Genomic DNA, 15,891 nt, shown 5'->3' with positions numbered 1-15,891 from the left:
GCCGAAGTCGTTACATCTGGCAGCTACCCTCGATGATTGCACGAAGCGATGGTTAAACTCGGCTAGGAGAATCCCCTCTAAAAACTGTAAAAAATCTTTATTTCAGCCTGTCCGGAGTGTATTTTTTTAAACGCGGGCCAGAACTCCATTCTTCTTGTTGAGATTCAGAAGCAATAGTGTTAGTGACAGGCCGCAGATTCCCCATCCATCTCTATGAACGCAAAAGCCCTCCTCTTGGCAGCCAGTTTGGTTGCTGCCTCAATCCCAGGGATATCCATGGCTGCGGAGGTGTCGACGGAACCGGTTGGATTTAACAAGGTAACGGCCCTAGGGAATTCCGATACCAGGTTTAGCCTGCCTTTGCATAGGCCTACTGTTTTCGCTGGAGCAGTTTTGAGTGTCAACAATAGCGTCTTGACGATCCAAGGTGGACAGACGCTAAGCGCCAATCAGCTTGTCTACTCTGCTGGTGTTCAATCCAATGTATATTATGTCACCTTTACGACTGGCACGCGGGCGGGAATGTATTATACGGTGGTAGCAAACAATGGTTCAACAGTCGCCGACGCATCAACGATTACCGTTGACTTGAATGGTGATACTCTCCAGGGGGCGGGTGGGGTGGTTGCCGGGGACAAGTTCCAAGTAGTCCCTTACTGGTCACTAAACACAGTTTTTCCTGGTCAAGTTGGAATTACGAAGACAGCACAGATTAATGGCGTTGGGGCACTTACACGAATTCTGTTCTTCGATCCAAATTTTGCGGGTGTGAACCCTGCTGCGAGTGCGATTTACTACTATTTCGAAGGAACGACTTTTGGGGGTAGCGGCTGGAGAAAGGTTGGGGGTGGTTTCACTGCAATAAAGAACGATGACATCATCCTTCCGGACATGTATGTTGTCATCCGTCAGGAAGAGGTGAGCACCTCACTCATCAACACGGCTGTGGGGTTGGTTCCCTCCGGAGAACGGAAATACATCGTGGGAACTCTGCTTCCTAACGCAGACCAAGATAACGTCTTGGCGATCGATATTCCCGTCCCAATGTCATTGGCGCAGTCGAATTTGTATCAAAGCGGAGCTTTCGTTGGAACTAGCCAAATTACTGGGTCGACTGGTGACAAGCTATTGCTTTTCGACGACTCCCTCGTCCTCAAAAACAAGGCTGCATCAAAGATTTATTACTACTTTACTGGCGACACCTTCGGCGGTCCAGGTTGGCGTATGCTTGGTGGTGGTTTCACGTCAGTTAAGAACAATGACGTGGTATTTCAGCCTGGTTCTGGCTTCATCATTCGGAAGCAGGCCACACCGACACCTACCACTACCGTTTGGACGATTCCGGCCGTGTATTAATTGCATCGAGGCTGCCAGCTGTTAACTCTCAAGCATTTCTCATGATTTCTGCGTTCAAAAGCTTTAAATTGCCTTTGGTCCTGTGTGGGTTGCTAGCCATCAGCCTAGGCGAAGCTGAAGCTGCAGTGACCTTTGATATCCAAGCTGATGCACTCAAAACCAATGGAGGTGCCCTCGCCCCCACCTCGACGTTGGTTTTGTTGGTGGCGGATACTGGAAACAATGGTTTCGGTCAGATTGCGGCTGGGCAAAGTCTCAGCGTAAATTCTGTTCTCGGTGGAAGCGATGATCGGATTGTGGGGATCTACGATCTGTCTCTTAACAACGTTGCCGGTTACTTTCAGGTCTTGGCGTCCAATCTCGAACTCACTTCCGTTACTGGGTGGAGCGTGGGGGATGGATTGGCCCTAGTCTGGTTCCCAACACTGACCCTGGGAGATATTAATGGTACTGTCAGCGCGAGCACTTCGTACGGAAGCTTCAGCGGACCTCCTGTAGTGGGAAATGCTTGGACCACCCCCGAGAACACCACGGCTAGCCTGTACTTTTTTAATGAATCGGGAACTCTCTCCCCCGGAACAATACCTGCGGCTGCTGGCAATGCGTCTAACACTGTCTCCGCAGTTCCGGAACCGAGCGTCTCCCTCCTCGCCATGGCAGGAGCCATGTTTGCAGTGTTTGGCCGCAGAAGACGCCAGAATCGTCACCCGTGAGGTGGCTCGGAGGCATGTCCTCCGACTTTCTCACCCCAAGTCAGGTTTGAACATCCCAATCGGCCAGGCCGATTGGGATGTGTTGTAAAAATTTCCGATGTTCGGGAGGATGAGGGGGAGGTCGCTGCGGTTGGCGCCGAGCCAGAGGGCGAGTTCGGCGAAGAGGGAGTCGCAGCTGGTGGTGGGGATGAACCGGCCGCGACCAGTGTCGAGATTGTTGATGGTCGGGCCGGAATCGGGATTTACCACCAGAGAGGGGTACTGGCCGTAGATGCGCTTGCCTACCACATTCCCGCCCACGATGAGTTGATTGCTGCCCCATGCGTGGTCGGAGCCACGGCTGTTGGAGGTGAGCGTGCGGCCAAAGTCTGAGGCGGTGAACAGGGTGACCTTGTCCTGCATGCCCATGGCTACGAGAGCGCTGTAGAAGGCCCCGATGGCGGCGCTCACCTGCGGGAGCATGGAGGCCTGGCCAGCGAGGACTTCACTATGGTGGTCCCAGCCGCCCCATTGGATGAAGAAGGTCTGTCGCTTGGCCTGGAGGCGGGCATGATTGTGTCCCTGAATGGCTTTGGCGACCATCGCGAGACGCTGGCCCACATAGGTGTTGGGGAAGGTGACTCCGGCAGGGAGGGCAGGCGCGGTGGCCGTGGCAAAGATGTCGTAGGCATCCATGGCCTGCTTCTTCCGCGAGTTAAACGTCTGGGCCAGCAGGTTGGAGTAATCCTGCGCCAACTGGCTGTCCACTGCGGCGCTCAGGGCGTTGCGCACGCTCTGGTTGGCCTCGTAAGCGGTGTTGTAGTTGCTCAGGTTCACGGCCCCTTGGGGCGTGATCGCATACTCCGCCACCGTCTCTCCGGTCTGCCACACGTTGCCACCATCCAGGCTGATCTGCATGGGCACGGTAGGCACCGAGTTGATGTGCTGAATCAGGTCTGCCAGCCTCCCTCCCCAGCCAATGCCGGAGCGGGAGTGTGGCACCCCGGTCTGCCATTGCTCAATCTGGTCAGAGTGAGAATAGAGACCCAGCGGCAGCCGTTTTTGGCTTTGCTCCACCTCGGCCTTCGTGAATACGGGTTCGATGAGCGTACCCACATTCGCCACAAAGGCGGCGTTGCCGTTATTGAAGAGCGTGGCCACCTCTGGCATGCCACCGTGGACGGCAAAGGGCGGCAGCCCCTCTGGCTGGATGTTGATCAACTGCGCGTCTGTCAGCGCCAGGTTCGATCGGGAGGCTTGATACGTGGCATATGCGCCGGGTTCGCGTGGCACCAGCATGTTGAACGAGTCGTTGCCGCCTGCCAGGAAGAGGCAGACCAGGGCGCGGTAGCTGCCAGGCTGCGGAGAGGACGCCTCGGCAATCCCCTCAGCCAGCCGCAAGTTCAAGAGCGTGTTCAGCAGCGGGATGGAACTGACGCCGGCGCAACTGGCCTGGCCCAGAAACTGGCGACGGTTCATCGAGGGGGCGGGCTTCATGAAGGGAAGGAAGAGGTGAATGGATGAGCCAGACTGCGCATCAGCGCTGCACGTTGAAGTCCGATGAGGTGACGATGAGATAGGTCGCCAGGCGCAGACGCTGGCGGTGCCACTGCCATGAGCTGGTGGGGATTCGCAACATTGCCTCCCGGATGATTTGAAACTGCCTCGGGCTCAGCGTGCCCCCAGTCAGGGCCAGATCCAGCCGTCGCAGCAACGGATCAGGATCCATGGCGGAGGCGCCGGAAGGCGTGTCCTGGTTGATGAGGTTCGAGGGGACAATCATGCCCAGTTCCGGATCGTTCTGCAGCCTCACGATATACGTCGCGTTGCCGTTCCCGTAGCGATGCAGGCTCCCCTCAATGGCGTTCCAGAAGTAGTTGGGGCCGGTGATGGCGGTGCTCGCATTGATGATCTGGAACTCCGGGGCCACCAGCCCCTCCTGCGTGATCGGCCCGGGTGGGCTGTGGTTGGGCAGGAAGAAGTTGAACACACTGGGAGAGTTCATCGGATCCTGCATGTGGTCCGTGCTGAACTGATCCAGTGGGTAGTGACCGGAGGTGGAGGAGGCATTGAAGGCGCGGGCCAGGTTCACCACCCGCAGCAGCGGTTCCCGCAACCGCCCCCAGGTGGGCGCGTCCATCATGGCGGGATCTCGCGCCTCCGGATCCAGCAGGATGGCCTTCACCACCGCCTTCATGTCACCCCGCACACCGCTCCCGTTGTCGGCAAACGCCGCAGAAACCCGGCCCACGTACTCGGGGCTGGGGTTCGAGGTAACGAGACGCTGAATGAGCTGCCGACCGATGAAAGGCCCCACGTTGGCGTGGTTGAAGAGATTCTGAATCGCCGCCGTCACATCCGCCAGACCGGCGGTTCCAGTGTTGCCGTTGGAGGGCGTCCTGATGGGGAGGTTCAATCCTCCCAGCAGGATCTTGGCGTCACAGTCGTGGTAGGCATCCCACATCTTCATGGGCACCGTGAAGTCCCGGGGATAAAGCTGGAAGTTGGCGTTGTTGCCGAAGGAGAGGCCGGTGAACACCCGCGCCAGCTCCGTGATGTCGCCATTGTTGTAGGTGGGAACCGGATTGCCGTTGACGAGTTTTCTGGTTCCGTTGGGGTTCAGCTCCCACAGGCCGATGCTGAAAAGCTGCATGACCTCCCGGGCAAAGTTCTCATCCGGGTAGATGCGCAGCGCGGAGTTGGCCTTCTGGTTGCCCAGATGGCTCAGATAGATGCCCATGACCGGATGGGTGGCCACGGCATAGAGCAGGTCTTTGTAGTTGCCAAAGGCATGCTGCACCATCTGGTCGTAGTAGTTGGCCATGCCCTGCTGCTCCACCGCCAGTTGTTCCGGCCGGTCGGAGGTCACCAGAATTTCACTCAATGCAAAGGCCACCCGCTGACGCAGTGCGTCGTAGGGCTGCACCGGGCTGGCGGGTGCGGTGGGGCTGAGTTTGGGCGATCCCATCACTCGCCCCCACCAGGCGAATTCCTTGTAGTTGCCATACAGTGCGAGCCCCTGTCCGTTGGGCACCGCCCAGTCCACATACGGCTGCAGCTTGCCCACCGGCGTCATCGCGAACTGCTGATCGATCCAGCCCTCAAACCCCAGCGCCATCACCTCTTCCACATTCTCCGGGAGGGTGTCCGCGTCATTGCTGTCAGAATCTGGGCCAAAGGCGGCCTGGATCAAGAATCGCGCCGCCGCTTTGGGGTTGGGCAGGGCGCTGGCGTCCGCCAGATTCACTGTGGCAGCGGTCGTGGTCCCCAGTGTGTATCCGGTTCCGCTCGTGGCCGTGAGGATGATCGTTTCCGCCCCCTCCGTTTGCGCATCCGCCAGGGGCGTGAACTCCACCCACACTTCGCGTACTCCGAGGGGGATTGTCACCTGGCTGCCGATCACCGGGCAGGTGTAGTCGGTGTTGCGGGTGGCGGTGCCCGTCAGCGTGAGATTGACCGTGATGGGTTTGAGTCCCCCGGTCCGCCGGATCGCCACCAGCCCTTTGTCTGGCCAGTCTTCATTGATCTCCCCGTCCAACAGCCCCACCGTCACCACGCTGGTGCCGGTCCACTCCGTGTTCACCCGGCTGAAGTCGGAGGTCGCCTGCCGTTCCGAGGCGCTGCTGCGTGGATCCAGCCCCAGTTGCCGTTCCTCCCAGTCGCTCAGACCGTCCAGGTCGGTATCGATGTCGCTGACATTGAGCCGGAAAAACTGAGAGCCTTGTGCCGTGGAAATCGGCAGGTCGAAGATCTCGCCCGTGCCGTCCACGGTGAGCAGCGGCTGCCAGGAATTGAGCGCCAGGGTATTGCTGACATCGATCCGGTACCGCTTGCCGGGAGCCGATTGCCACGAGAATTCGACGTCATTGCCTGATCCTGCCCCGATGCCGATGGCCGGCCGGGAGGTTGCATCAAAGGGGTTGGTGCCGCCCGCTGCCTCCTGCAAATTTGTGAAACCATCGTTATCCGTGTCCAGTCCTGCCGCGAGCCCTTGGGCGCTGAACTGGAGCTCCCAGACGTCGCTGAGTTGGTTGGTGTTCTTGTCCAGCTCGGCCAGGGCTGACGCTCCTGGGAAGAGAGCGAATAACAGGGGCAGGGCCCAAGCAAGCCGGGAATCTGTGACGCGGGAAGGACTGACCAACGATGCGGGAGATCGCATGGAGGTAAAGTACCACTGGCCAATCGTGCTATGCAAATGTTCCCAGCAAGGTGAGAAATTGTTTCGAGTTGAAAACTTAATGGGTCAGGGGTCGGGAAAGCCCTCTCTGCGCGTGAGTTTATCTCGGGAGGCCGGGATGTAATTTCCTGAAGTCTCCAAGACAGGTCCGCTGCTGCTGGTGTTGTGAGGTTCTAGCCTATTACAGGCGCCGCCTTCGCCTGCCGGAGCGTGAGCTGTTTCCTAAAATCCCCCGCCAGCATCCGGGCAAACAAAGGAGAGGGCCACCCCCCCCTCGATGGCCTCAATCTCCAGCCGCCCCCGCCCACAACGAGCCCCCGCCCGAAAATGCCTGCTTGTCAGCCGTGGAAATTTTCACCTATGATGTCGCCCGATGTCACTCCTGAACACCGGATTCCTCTGGGCGCTGGCCGCATTGTCGGTGCCGCTGTGGGTGCATCTGCGCCGCCGCATGCAGTACCGGCAGCTCCCGGTGGGCAGTTTGCGGTTTCTCAATGAGGTGTTGCAGGAGCGGCGGCGGCGGTCGCGGTTTGAGGAGATTCCCCTCCTGCTGCTCCGGCTTCTCTGTGTGGTTCTGCTGGCCGTGGTCTTCTGCCGGCCCTTTCTGAGCTCCAGCGTCAAGACGGTGGCTGATCCGGCGGAGACGGTGATCCTTCTGGATGCCTCCGGGAGCGTGACGGAGGCGATGAAAACCGCAGGGATGAATTTTGTCCAACGCGCCGCGTTAGGTGTCACCGAGGGCGGCAAGCTGACATTGGCCCAGTTTTCGGATGACGTGGCGGTGATTCCCGATGCCGGGAAATGGGCCCCTCGCGCCGGGTCCCCCACAGACTTGACCCGTGCCATGAACTGGGCGCTGGACCGGCTTGGGAATGGAGGAGCAGGCCAGTCAGGGAAGGTGGTGCTCATCGCGCATCTGGCGGAGGGGAGTCTGCCGCCCAGCCCTCCACGGGTGTGGCCTCCGGGAGTGGCGCTGGAAGTGCATGCCCTGAAGCCCGCTTCGCTCCAGAACGCTGCCGTGAGCCAGGTCACCCTGCTCACGCCCTATGTGATGGAAGAGATGGAGATTGAAGCCGAGGTGCACCTGCCCACCGGAGTTGACCGCAGGGTGTCTTTGAAGGCTGAGGGCATCACGATCACCCAGTCGGTGCCAGAAGGGGGTGACCGGGTCATCTTCAGACTCAAGCCACCTCGCGATGAAGTGCGCGGTACGATCTCCCTCAGCGGCGGGGATGACTGGCCTGCGGATGACGAGCGTCCTTTCGCGGTGCGCTGGGTGCAGCCACGGCAGGTCATGCTGGTGGACGGCAGCCCGGGCAACACCCCGTTTGAAGGTCAGGCCTACTTCGTGGACAAGGCGCTCACGGCTTCTGGGGCGGCGCATGGGAAGACACCGTTCCAGCCTGAGATCGTTTACGGCCTCTCCGCCCGTCAGGGGGCTGCCGACTTGTCAGGGGTGGCCGCAGTGGCGTTGTGCGGTCTGCCCGTAGTTTCCACGGCAGATGCGCGTTTGCTTGCCCAGTATGTGGAGACGGGGGGCGGTTTGCTGGTCGCTCTGGATGCCCGCTGGACCCGGGGTGCCTCCGCTGTCCTGGAAACGGCAGGGCTCCTCCCTCCCGGCATCCGTCCTGCGACAGGGGCCAGCATGCCGGCTTTGGCAGAGGAGGCGGGCCCCGTGCGGGCTTTGACGACCTGGGAGCGGACGCATCCCATCCTGGCTCCCCACGATGGCAAAGATGGCGGCGATCTCCGGGAGGCCGAGTGGCGGGATGCTTTCGATGTCCCGGTGGAAACAGGCTGGAAGGCACTGGCCACGCTGGATGGAGGACACGCGCTGCTGCTGGAAAAGTCCGCTGCCGCCACCTCGAAGGGGCGCGTGCTCGTGCTGGCCCACTCTTTGACCCGCGAGTGGACAGACCTGCCGAGAGATCCTTTGTTTGTGCCACTGGTGAAGAGCCTCTTCACCCATGTGGCGCAGGCCGAGGCCGCGAGTCCTGAGCTGAAGCCCCACTATCCAGGTGTGCATGAAAGTCGTCCACCGGGCCTCTACACCGATGCCGCTGGCAACACGAATATTGTGGCCGCTGCGCCCGCGGAGTCCCTGGTGAATGACGTGGAGGTGGTCGCGCTGCGACAGGCCTTTGGTGCCCCAGACTCAACGATTCCCCTCGTCACTCCGCAGAACGACCTCGCGCTGGCGAGGGCATCCGTCCCCTGGCGGCACGAACTCTGGCCATGGGTGGTGGTGGCGCTGCTGATTCTCCTCATGGTGGAGAACGTCGTTGCCGCCCGTCGTCTACAACCCTCATCCGCCCGGTGAAAAATCCCTCTTATCCTCGGTTCGATGAGTCACCGGTGCACGCCGTCGTGCGTCGTCGCCGACTGATCGACGGCACCACCGCCTTGCTTGCCGGGCTGGTGGTGTTGTTGGCCGCCGTCATGGGCCTGGCATACTTCGATCTCAAAGAAGCCTGGCCCGAGCAGGCGCGGCTTTGGGTTATCAGTCTGACGGGGGCCGGGGTGCTGCTGCTGGTTCTGCAACGCTGGCTGGTCGGCAGGAAGAGGCGGAATGCCCTGGCCGTGGTGAAGGCGATGGAGACCAGTAACCCTGCAGACGGCCAGATGCTGCGTACTGCCTGGGAACTATCGGGCAAAGAGGCTCCGACATCGACAAAAAGCGACCAGGAAGTCCTGGCCTCACGTTTGTTGACCGAGGCGGAGGATCGCCTGCGTCGTGGCAAGTGGCAGACCCTCGCGCCAGTCGGGCGTCTGATGGGATGGCTTGCCTTGAGTGGCGTCCTGGCCGCGACGCTACTAGCGGCGGTCCAGCAGTCGCAGGATTTTCGGACCGCCTTGCACCGCATCTTGTTCCCACTTGGGGCACCTACTTACACCACGGTCGCCTGGGAGTCGCCGCCAGCGCGTTATGATGACCGGCATCCTCCGCGTCTCGCTGTCACGGTTGTGGGTCGGAACGCTGAGCCACAGCTCCTGGTGCAGACGGCGGGTTCGAGGGAATGGCGGTCACAGGCACTCACGACGCTGGCAGATGGGCGCACTTATGATGCCGTGCTCACCGGTATAACGGGTGATTTCCAGGCGCGCGTGGTGGCAGGCGATGGCACGACGCCGACGCACACGGTGAAGTATCATCCCATCCCCCGGTTGGAGGAAGCAAAGGTAACGGTGCACTTCCCAGACTACACGGGGCTCAATGCCGAGGAGCGGCCGGGCGGCGATGCCAGCGTGGTGGAGGGCAGCCGCCTGGACTGGAGTTTCAGGTTTAACACCCCGCCCGACCGGGTTGAGTGGTCACTCGCGTCCGACACCAGTGCGCCGCAAACAATTACCACGCAGGGGGATGGGGCGGTGGTTCAGGCGTCATGGAAGGCGCCGCTGGGCAAGTACTCCGGTGTCCTAAACGTCTTCGACAAAGCAGGCGTCCTGCTGGACACCTGGCGCTATGAGGTGGTCGGGCTGGCAGACCGGTTGCCCACCGTGGAGCTGCTGGAGCCGGTGAAAGATATCCAGGCCACCTGCGTGACGGAGCTGCCCGTGCGCATCCGGGCTCGTGATGACTTCGGCGTCGCGGAGGTGGGCTTGATCATGGAGGCTGCAGGTCAGACTTTGTGGACTCTTGAAAAGGTCATCACTGAGCGGGACCAGCGCGACATTTCGGAACTCACCCGCGCCATGCTGGAGACGGTGCCGTTGACCATCAACGACAACATCAAGCTGTATGCCTACGCGCTGGACCACAAGCCGCGGGGCGGTCCCCGCAGCGTCAGCGCGCTGCGTTGCATCGACATTCGCGACTTCAAGAAGCTGGCCGCACTGGCCAAGGGACGCCCGCCCAACGGCACCCCCCTGCAGATCGCGAAGCTGAACGAACTCATTCGCGGTCAGCGGGTGGTGGTCTCTGACTGCCATGTGCTGAAGGAGGCGGCCAAGGATGAAAACACTGAAGGTGTGGGTCAGAAGTGTCAGGAAACCGACGTGAAACAGCAGGAGGTAGTCCTCAAGGCGAACGCCCTGCTCGCCATCTGGCAACAACTGCCCAATGCGTCTCAGGACGACGTGACCCTTCTGGGCACCGCCGTAGCGCAGATGGCGGAGACCAGCCGCCACCTCACCCGTCTGCTCACCGAGCCCGCCCATCAGTCGTCTGACCGGGCCTTGAGTTCTTTGCTCCAGATTCGCAAACACCTCATCCTGCTGATCGGGGATGCTGGTGAGGGCGAGCCGGACGAAGGCGAGGACATTGAAATCAAGAGTCTGGAAGAACTGGCCCGCGAGGCCCAGCGTCTGGCGGAAGAGGAAAGAACGGTGCGGGAGCAGATCGGACAGGGCGCGGCCAGGCCTATCGCAACGCTTGACTCCTCCCGCCGCCAGCAGGAGGTGGCTGTGGCCGATGCGGGTGAACTGTTCTCCATCATCGTGACCCACCCGCAGAAGAACGACTCGATGCTAAAGCTGATGGCCGCCTCGGAGAACTTCATGCGCGATGCGGACGAGCGCCTCCACTCCAAGGAGCATCTCACGGCGCTGCCACCCCTGGCAGATGCGGAGCAGCGGCTGCGGGACCTATCCGACTTCATCCGTGCGATGATCGAGGAGAAGCTGGCCGACACCCTAAAGAAGATGGCCGCCAAGGCCCAGGCGGATGCCCAGAAGTCCGGCTCCAAAGGCCAAGGCCAAGGCCAGGGCAGCGGCAAGGGAGAGGGTGAGGGAGAATCCTCCCAGGGCGGGGAATCTGGAAAAGGAAACAACCAGAAGGGGGCGGACGGCAAGGCTCCTGAGCTGGCAAAGAACTCCCAGGGAGAAGCGGTTGGCAAAGACGGGCGGCAGGCTGTTGAAAAGGCTGCGCGGAATGCGGAGCTCGCTGATGAAATCCTCAAGGCTCTGGAGGCGCTTGCCGCCGCAGGTGGCAGCAAACCGTCCAATACGCCAGGGGGAGATGGCAACGGCAAAACACCAGGCGGGAAGGGTGCCGGTGCAGGTCCCGGCCCCGGCACGGGAGCTGCGGAGCTCGCCGCCCTCCGGGCCCGCGCTGGTACAGAAGCACTCGCCAAAGATCTAAAGGCGCTCGCTGGAAGTAATCAAGGGAAGGGAGAGGGGCCCGGATCCGGCGACAAACCTGACGGCACAGGTCCGACGGGACTGGGAGATAAACCCGGTGAAGGCGAAAACCCAACGGGAGGGCCGGGCATTGCGAAGCGGCTGGAGAAGATGGCCCAGGAGCTGAATGCGGAGGCGGCCCGGCTGAATGCCTCACGTCTCGCGCAACTCACCGAGCTCCGGGAGAAAGCCAGGGCCCTGCGCGACCAGTCGGCCCAGCAGGGTGAGGGGGCCGCTCCGCCTGAACAACTTCTGGCCCAGGGCGGGAAACCAACCTCACCAACCCCCGGTAGTGCCAATGGCAAAGGGGAAGGTCCCGGCGAAGGGGAGGGCAAGCCAGGTGCAGGCAGCGCCAAGGCGGACATTGATCGCTTCTCGGCTGAAGCAAAGCGCCTGGGTGATGAAACCATCACCGGACTGGCGAAGCAGCTGGACACCGTGGTGCCTTCTCTCTCTGCCTTTGACGGCATCATCGAACGTCTGGACCTCCTCATGGCCAGCCTTCCGGGTCGCGTGACTCCTCAAACTGTGCAGAACCGCGTTCCGGAAAAATACCGCCGCGAGATCGAAGCTTATTTCCGCAACCTTTCCGATGACTTTGGCAATGAACCCCAGTAAGGCCGCCGGCCTCGCCAGCATGCTCTGTCTCCTGTCGCCCTTGGCGTTGCGGGCGGAGGTGCCCCGTCTCCCGGCAGGCCAGGGCGCAGCGCTCTTTGCCGCGCCTTCGGGCACGGCCCCTGTCTATCCCAGCGATGCGGACCTGATCGACACGGTCACTCCTGCCGTGGTATCGGTATTTCCCGCCCGCATTGTGGAGGGGCCTGATGCGGAGAATCCGCTCGACCAATTCTTCAACCGCGATCGCTCCGCCCCCAAAGGCAATGGCGGGGACGGGGGCAGCCGGGAGAATGAGCGTGTGCAGGGCGTGGGCTCGGGTGTGGTGATCAGCGCAGACGGGTGGGTTGTCACAAACAGCCACGTCATTCATCTTCAGAATGGCAAGCAGGCGGATGCAATCTCTGTGGAGTTTGCCGACCGTCGGCGTTATGACGCGGAGGTAGTAGGGGATGATCCGCTGACCGATCTGGCACTGCTGAAGATCAAGGCCACTGGGCTGCCCTTCTTGAAGCTTGCAGACAGTGACTCGGTGCGTGTGGGAGATCCCGTGTATGCCGTGGGCAATCCCTTCAAGATCGGCATCACCGCGACAAAAGGCATGGTCTCCGCCGTGCGGCGTGCGAATCTTGACCTCACCAGCGGTGGGTTCGAGAGTTACATTCAGACGGATGCCGCGATCAATCCGGGGAACTCCGGCGGTTTGCTCGCAGACAGGCATGGGAGGCTCGCCGGGATCAACACCGCCATCTGGGGCGCGGCAGGGCGTTTCAATGTGGGCATCGGATTCGCAATTCCCTCGAACCTGGTGCGGAATGTGGTCACGCAGCTTGCGGAGCAGGGCAAGGTGGAGCGCGGCTTCTTTGGCTGGCAGATTGAGGAGCCCTTGCGCAAGGACATCGAGGCCGCGGGTCTCGTCAGCATGGCGGGGGCGAAGCTCGGCCAGGTGATGGAGGGTGGCCCGGCCGCGGTTGCGGGATTGAAGGCGGGCGACATCGTGCTGGAGGCATCCGGCGGCAAGGTCTACGCCCGTGGGGACCTGCGCTTTATCGCTTCCATGGTCAGGCCAGGAGAAGCGCTGCCAGTGATCTATCAGAGGGCAGGTCAGAAGCTGACGACCACTTTGACCGCGGGACGCAATGACCCGCAGGCCGTTCCTGCCGGATCCACCTTCCGCCTCGACAGCCTGCCTGGCATTGATTTTCGCAAGGGGCGGAAGGGGCTCGTGGTGGAGCAGATCGGAAAGAAGGAGAAAGCGAAAACGGGACTCGCCGTGGGTATGGAGATTGTGGAGATCAACGGCAAACCCGTGCTGGATGCCGTCGCCGCCGGGGCGGCGCTGGTGGAGGGGGTGAACCAAGTGAAGGCTCGAACCGGAGCGGAGGAGCAGACGCTTGCCATCCGTCTGCCCTTGAACGCAGAAAGGGAGTAGTCACCCGCATCACTCTCTTCCTGCATGAATCTGTATTTCACTCTGCAACCTGCGCTGCCCGTGTCTTTGATCGTGGGACTTGCCGCGTGCGCCGCGCTGCTGGCCATCGTGACCGCGCTCCGGGGCAGCCCGTTGCGTCCGGCCTGGCTGCAGGCTCCCGTGCTGTTGTTGCGCCTGAGTGCCATCGCCCTGCTCGCCTTCATCTTGTTGAACCCCTCGGAGAATGTGAGCACCCCTGTGAAGGCTTCACGGAGTCTGGTGCTGGTGGATGCCTCAGCGAGCATGACGATGGCGGGCACGGAGCAGGGAACGCGCTGGGAAGAGGCGCTGGAGTGGACGGCTTCACTGGGATCTGCGCTACAGCGTGCGGGATTGTCGGCGCCGGAACTCCGCCGTTTTGCGACGGAATCGGAATCGATGGATGGCGGGGTTGAGGGAACAACCCACGCGGCGCCCGAAGGCCAGGAAACCCTGCTGGCCGCAGCGCTGGAGCGGTTGTCTGCCAGCGGCGGGACATCGGCTCTGGATCACGTCATCGTGGTGTCAGATGGTTGTGTGCATGATGCCCCGCGCCTCAGTGCGGCACTAGGGGCGTTGCATGAGTCAGGCGTTCGCCTTTCCACCCGGCTGGTGGGTCGAGATGTGCCGGCGCGCAATGCCGCGCTCGTCTCCGTGTTGCCACCGCGCATGGTGCGTGCCCAGTCCCGCGTGGTGGTGCCCGTGGAGCTGGAGGCGGGCGGCGTCTCCAAGACGGAAGGCTTTGATCTCATCCTCCGGGATGAGGAGGGTGCGGAGATCACGCGACAGGCCGTCAGCTTCTCGCCCGCTTCTGACTCGAGTGTTGCCACCGCCTCACGCAAGCTCTTCTTCGTGAGCCCGGCCCGCACCACGAAGTACACGGTGGAACTCAAGGGACCAGGTGCTGAAGCAACGCTGGAGGACAATCGCTTCACCTTCACGCTGGAGGTGGTGACCACGAAGCTGCGCGTGCTGGTGGCAGAGGGCACTCACGCCAAACGCTCCCTGGGGTCCGAGGGCCACTTCGTCAATGACATTGAGATGATCACCTCCGCCTGCACCGGCACAGGCGAGATGGAATGCGCCACCTTCACCCCGGTGAGCCAGTATGTGGACCGGCCCAACCTCTTTGGCGTGAAGTTCGCCAATGGCGAGATGCTGGTGGACTCCGCCCGTCCGTTTCCTAAAACCCGTGAAGAACTGCACAGCTATGATGTGATGATGTTCAGCGATGTACCGGTGGGGAATTTTTCTGAGGAGCAGATGCAGTGGGTCGTGGAGTGGGTGGTGGAGCGGGGCGGCGGCTTCCTCATGGCCGGGGGCAATACGGCATTCGACTCCGGCAACTATGACCGTACGCCATGGGAAAAGATCACTCCGGTGGACATGGTGGACTATGGCGACGGCAACTACGGTGGCACCCTGGAAGTTGCCATTCCGTCCTCGGTGCGGAACCATCCCATCTGGCAGATGGTGGACGATCCCAAGGAGAATGCGGCGATTCTGGACACGCATCCCTCCTTCAGCGGGATGAACCGGGTGCGTCGCGCGAAGCCCGGGGCTACGATCCTTGCGGTGGTGAAGGATGAGCCCGATCAGCCCGTCATCGCCGCCCAGAATTATGGACGGGGCCGGTCCATCGCCTATCTGCCAGATCCTAACGGTGGCTGGGGGTCGGAGGTGATCCGCTGGAGCTCTGACCACGCGCCCACCTTGGGGGATCGCATTGAGCTGGGGCAGGGGGCGTCGCTCACCACCCATCCCAGTGAGGCGCAGGCACCCACCACGCCGCGCCCGCCGCATCCCTCCCCATACTATGCCGCCTACTGGGTGAACACCATGAAGTGGCTCGCGGAAAACAGCATCCGCTGGCGGCGGGACAAGCTCTCAGGAAAGGTCCTTGTGGCGCAGGCCCACCCGGGCAGCAAGCTTCCTGTGGCGGTGGAGTTCCTGGCGGAGACGGATCCAGAGAAAGTGGCCGTTCAAGAGATCGGTGCCCGTCTCGACCTGCCGGGAAGCGCCCGCGTCCGTCTCACGTACGACCGGGATCGGCGGGAATTCACGGGTGTGCTGCAGGTTCCGGGAAATATCGCCGCCCAGGAGGTGCAGGTGCTCTTCGACACCAACACGGACCGCGAAGTTCTGACGGATGCGGTGAAGTGTGGTGTGCTGGTGCAGAGTCGTGAATACACCCGCTCCGCTCCCGATGGTGAACTCATGGCCGGCCTGGCCAAAGCCGGCGGTGGTGAGGTGCTGACCACCGTGGAGTCTGCCGTGGCTGCGAATCGCGCAGCGTCTGAGGCCCATGCCGCACGGGAGTCGCGGGCCTGGCCGCAGCCCGTGTGGAGCTGGTGGCCGTGGTGGGCGGCCATCATGACCCTGCTTGCCTTGGAGTGGCTGTTGCGCCGCGTCGGTCGCCTCAGCGTTACTCCTTTAACCCCTCTCCCTGGTGTCGCATGAACCGAGTCTTCGTCACATGGCTA

At 61.7% G+C, this 15,891-nt stretch carries 8 protein-coding genes; 6 read left to right on the top strand and 2 right to left on the bottom strand.

Features of this window, described 5'->3' with window-relative positions; all coding sequences use genetic code 11:
• The first annotated feature begins 213 nt into the window (after positions 1–213).
• Both BV034_RS31605 and BV034_RS31600 read left to right on the top strand, forming a co-directional pair.
• Positions 214–1,356, top strand: coding sequence for a TIGR02597 family protein (locus tag BV034_RS31605; protein WP_050030933.1), 1,143 nt, complete (start codon positions 214–216; stop codon positions 1,354–1,356).
• A gap of 41 nt (positions 1,357–1,397) precedes the next feature.
• The gene (locus tag BV034_RS31600; protein WP_050030932.1) at positions 1,398–2,069 is read left to right on the top strand and encodes a PEP-CTERM sorting domain-containing protein; all 672 of its coding nucleotides are present in this window, start codon (positions 1,398–1,400) and stop codon (positions 2,067–2,069) included.
• A 30-nt stretch (positions 2,070–2,099) separates the two neighbouring features.
• Here the strand turns inward: BV034_RS31600 and BV034_RS31595 are convergent, their stop codons facing one another.
• Both BV034_RS31595 and BV034_RS31590 read right to left on the bottom strand, forming a co-directional pair.
• A complete protein-coding gene (locus BV034_RS31595) occupies positions 2,100–3,545 on the bottom strand; it encodes a DUF1501 domain-containing protein (protein ID WP_050030931.1) in 1,446 nt (481 codons plus the stop codon).
• 40 nt (positions 3,546–3,585) lie between these two features.
• Positions 3,586–6,207, bottom strand: coding sequence for a DUF1800 family protein (locus tag BV034_RS31590; protein ID WP_050030930.1), 2,622 nt, complete (start codon positions 6,205–6,207; stop codon positions 3,586–3,588).
• Between the two features lie 391 nt (positions 6,208–6,598).
• Here BV034_RS31590 and BV034_RS31585 point away from each other — a divergent pair, with 391 nt between their 5' ends.
• Genes BV034_RS31585 through BV034_RS31570 form a run of 4 tightly spaced genes read left to right on the top strand, consistent with a single transcriptional unit; the run spans position 6,599 to position 15,868 of the window.
• Positions 6,599–8,545: a BatA domain-containing protein gene (locus BV034_RS31585; protein WP_050030929.1), complete on the top strand. Its 1,947-nt coding sequence runs from the start codon at positions 6,599–6,601 to the stop codon at positions 8,543–8,545.
• Positions 8,542–11,961 (top strand): hypothetical protein, encoded by a 3,420-nt coding sequence (locus tag BV034_RS31580; protein WP_050030928.1) that lies wholly within the window; start codon positions 8,542–8,544, stop codon positions 11,959–11,961. The genes BV034_RS31585 and BV034_RS31580 overlap by 4 nt, the downstream gene beginning before the upstream one ends.
• Positions 11,948–13,390 (top strand): trypsin-like peptidase domain-containing protein, encoded by a 1,443-nt coding sequence (locus tag BV034_RS31575; RefSeq protein WP_050030927.1) that lies wholly within the window; start codon positions 11,948–11,950, stop codon positions 13,388–13,390. Before BV034_RS31580 ends, BV034_RS31575 begins: the two co-directional genes overlap by 14 nt.
• Before the next feature lie 24 nt (positions 13,391–13,414).
• Positions 13,415–15,868: a glutamine amidotransferase gene (locus tag BV034_RS31570; RefSeq protein ID WP_050030926.1), complete on the top strand. Its 2,454-nt coding sequence runs from the start codon at positions 13,415–13,417 to the stop codon at positions 15,866–15,868.
• The last annotated feature ends 23 nt before the right edge of the window (positions 15,869–15,891 follow it).

Origin of the sequence: Verrucomicrobium sp. BvORR034 (assembly GCF_000739635.1) — a bacterium.
Lineage (GTDB): Bacteria > Verrucomicrobiota > Verrucomicrobiia > Verrucomicrobiales > Verrucomicrobiaceae > Verrucomicrobium.
This window is presented reverse-complemented; position numbering and strand designations above follow the sequence as displayed.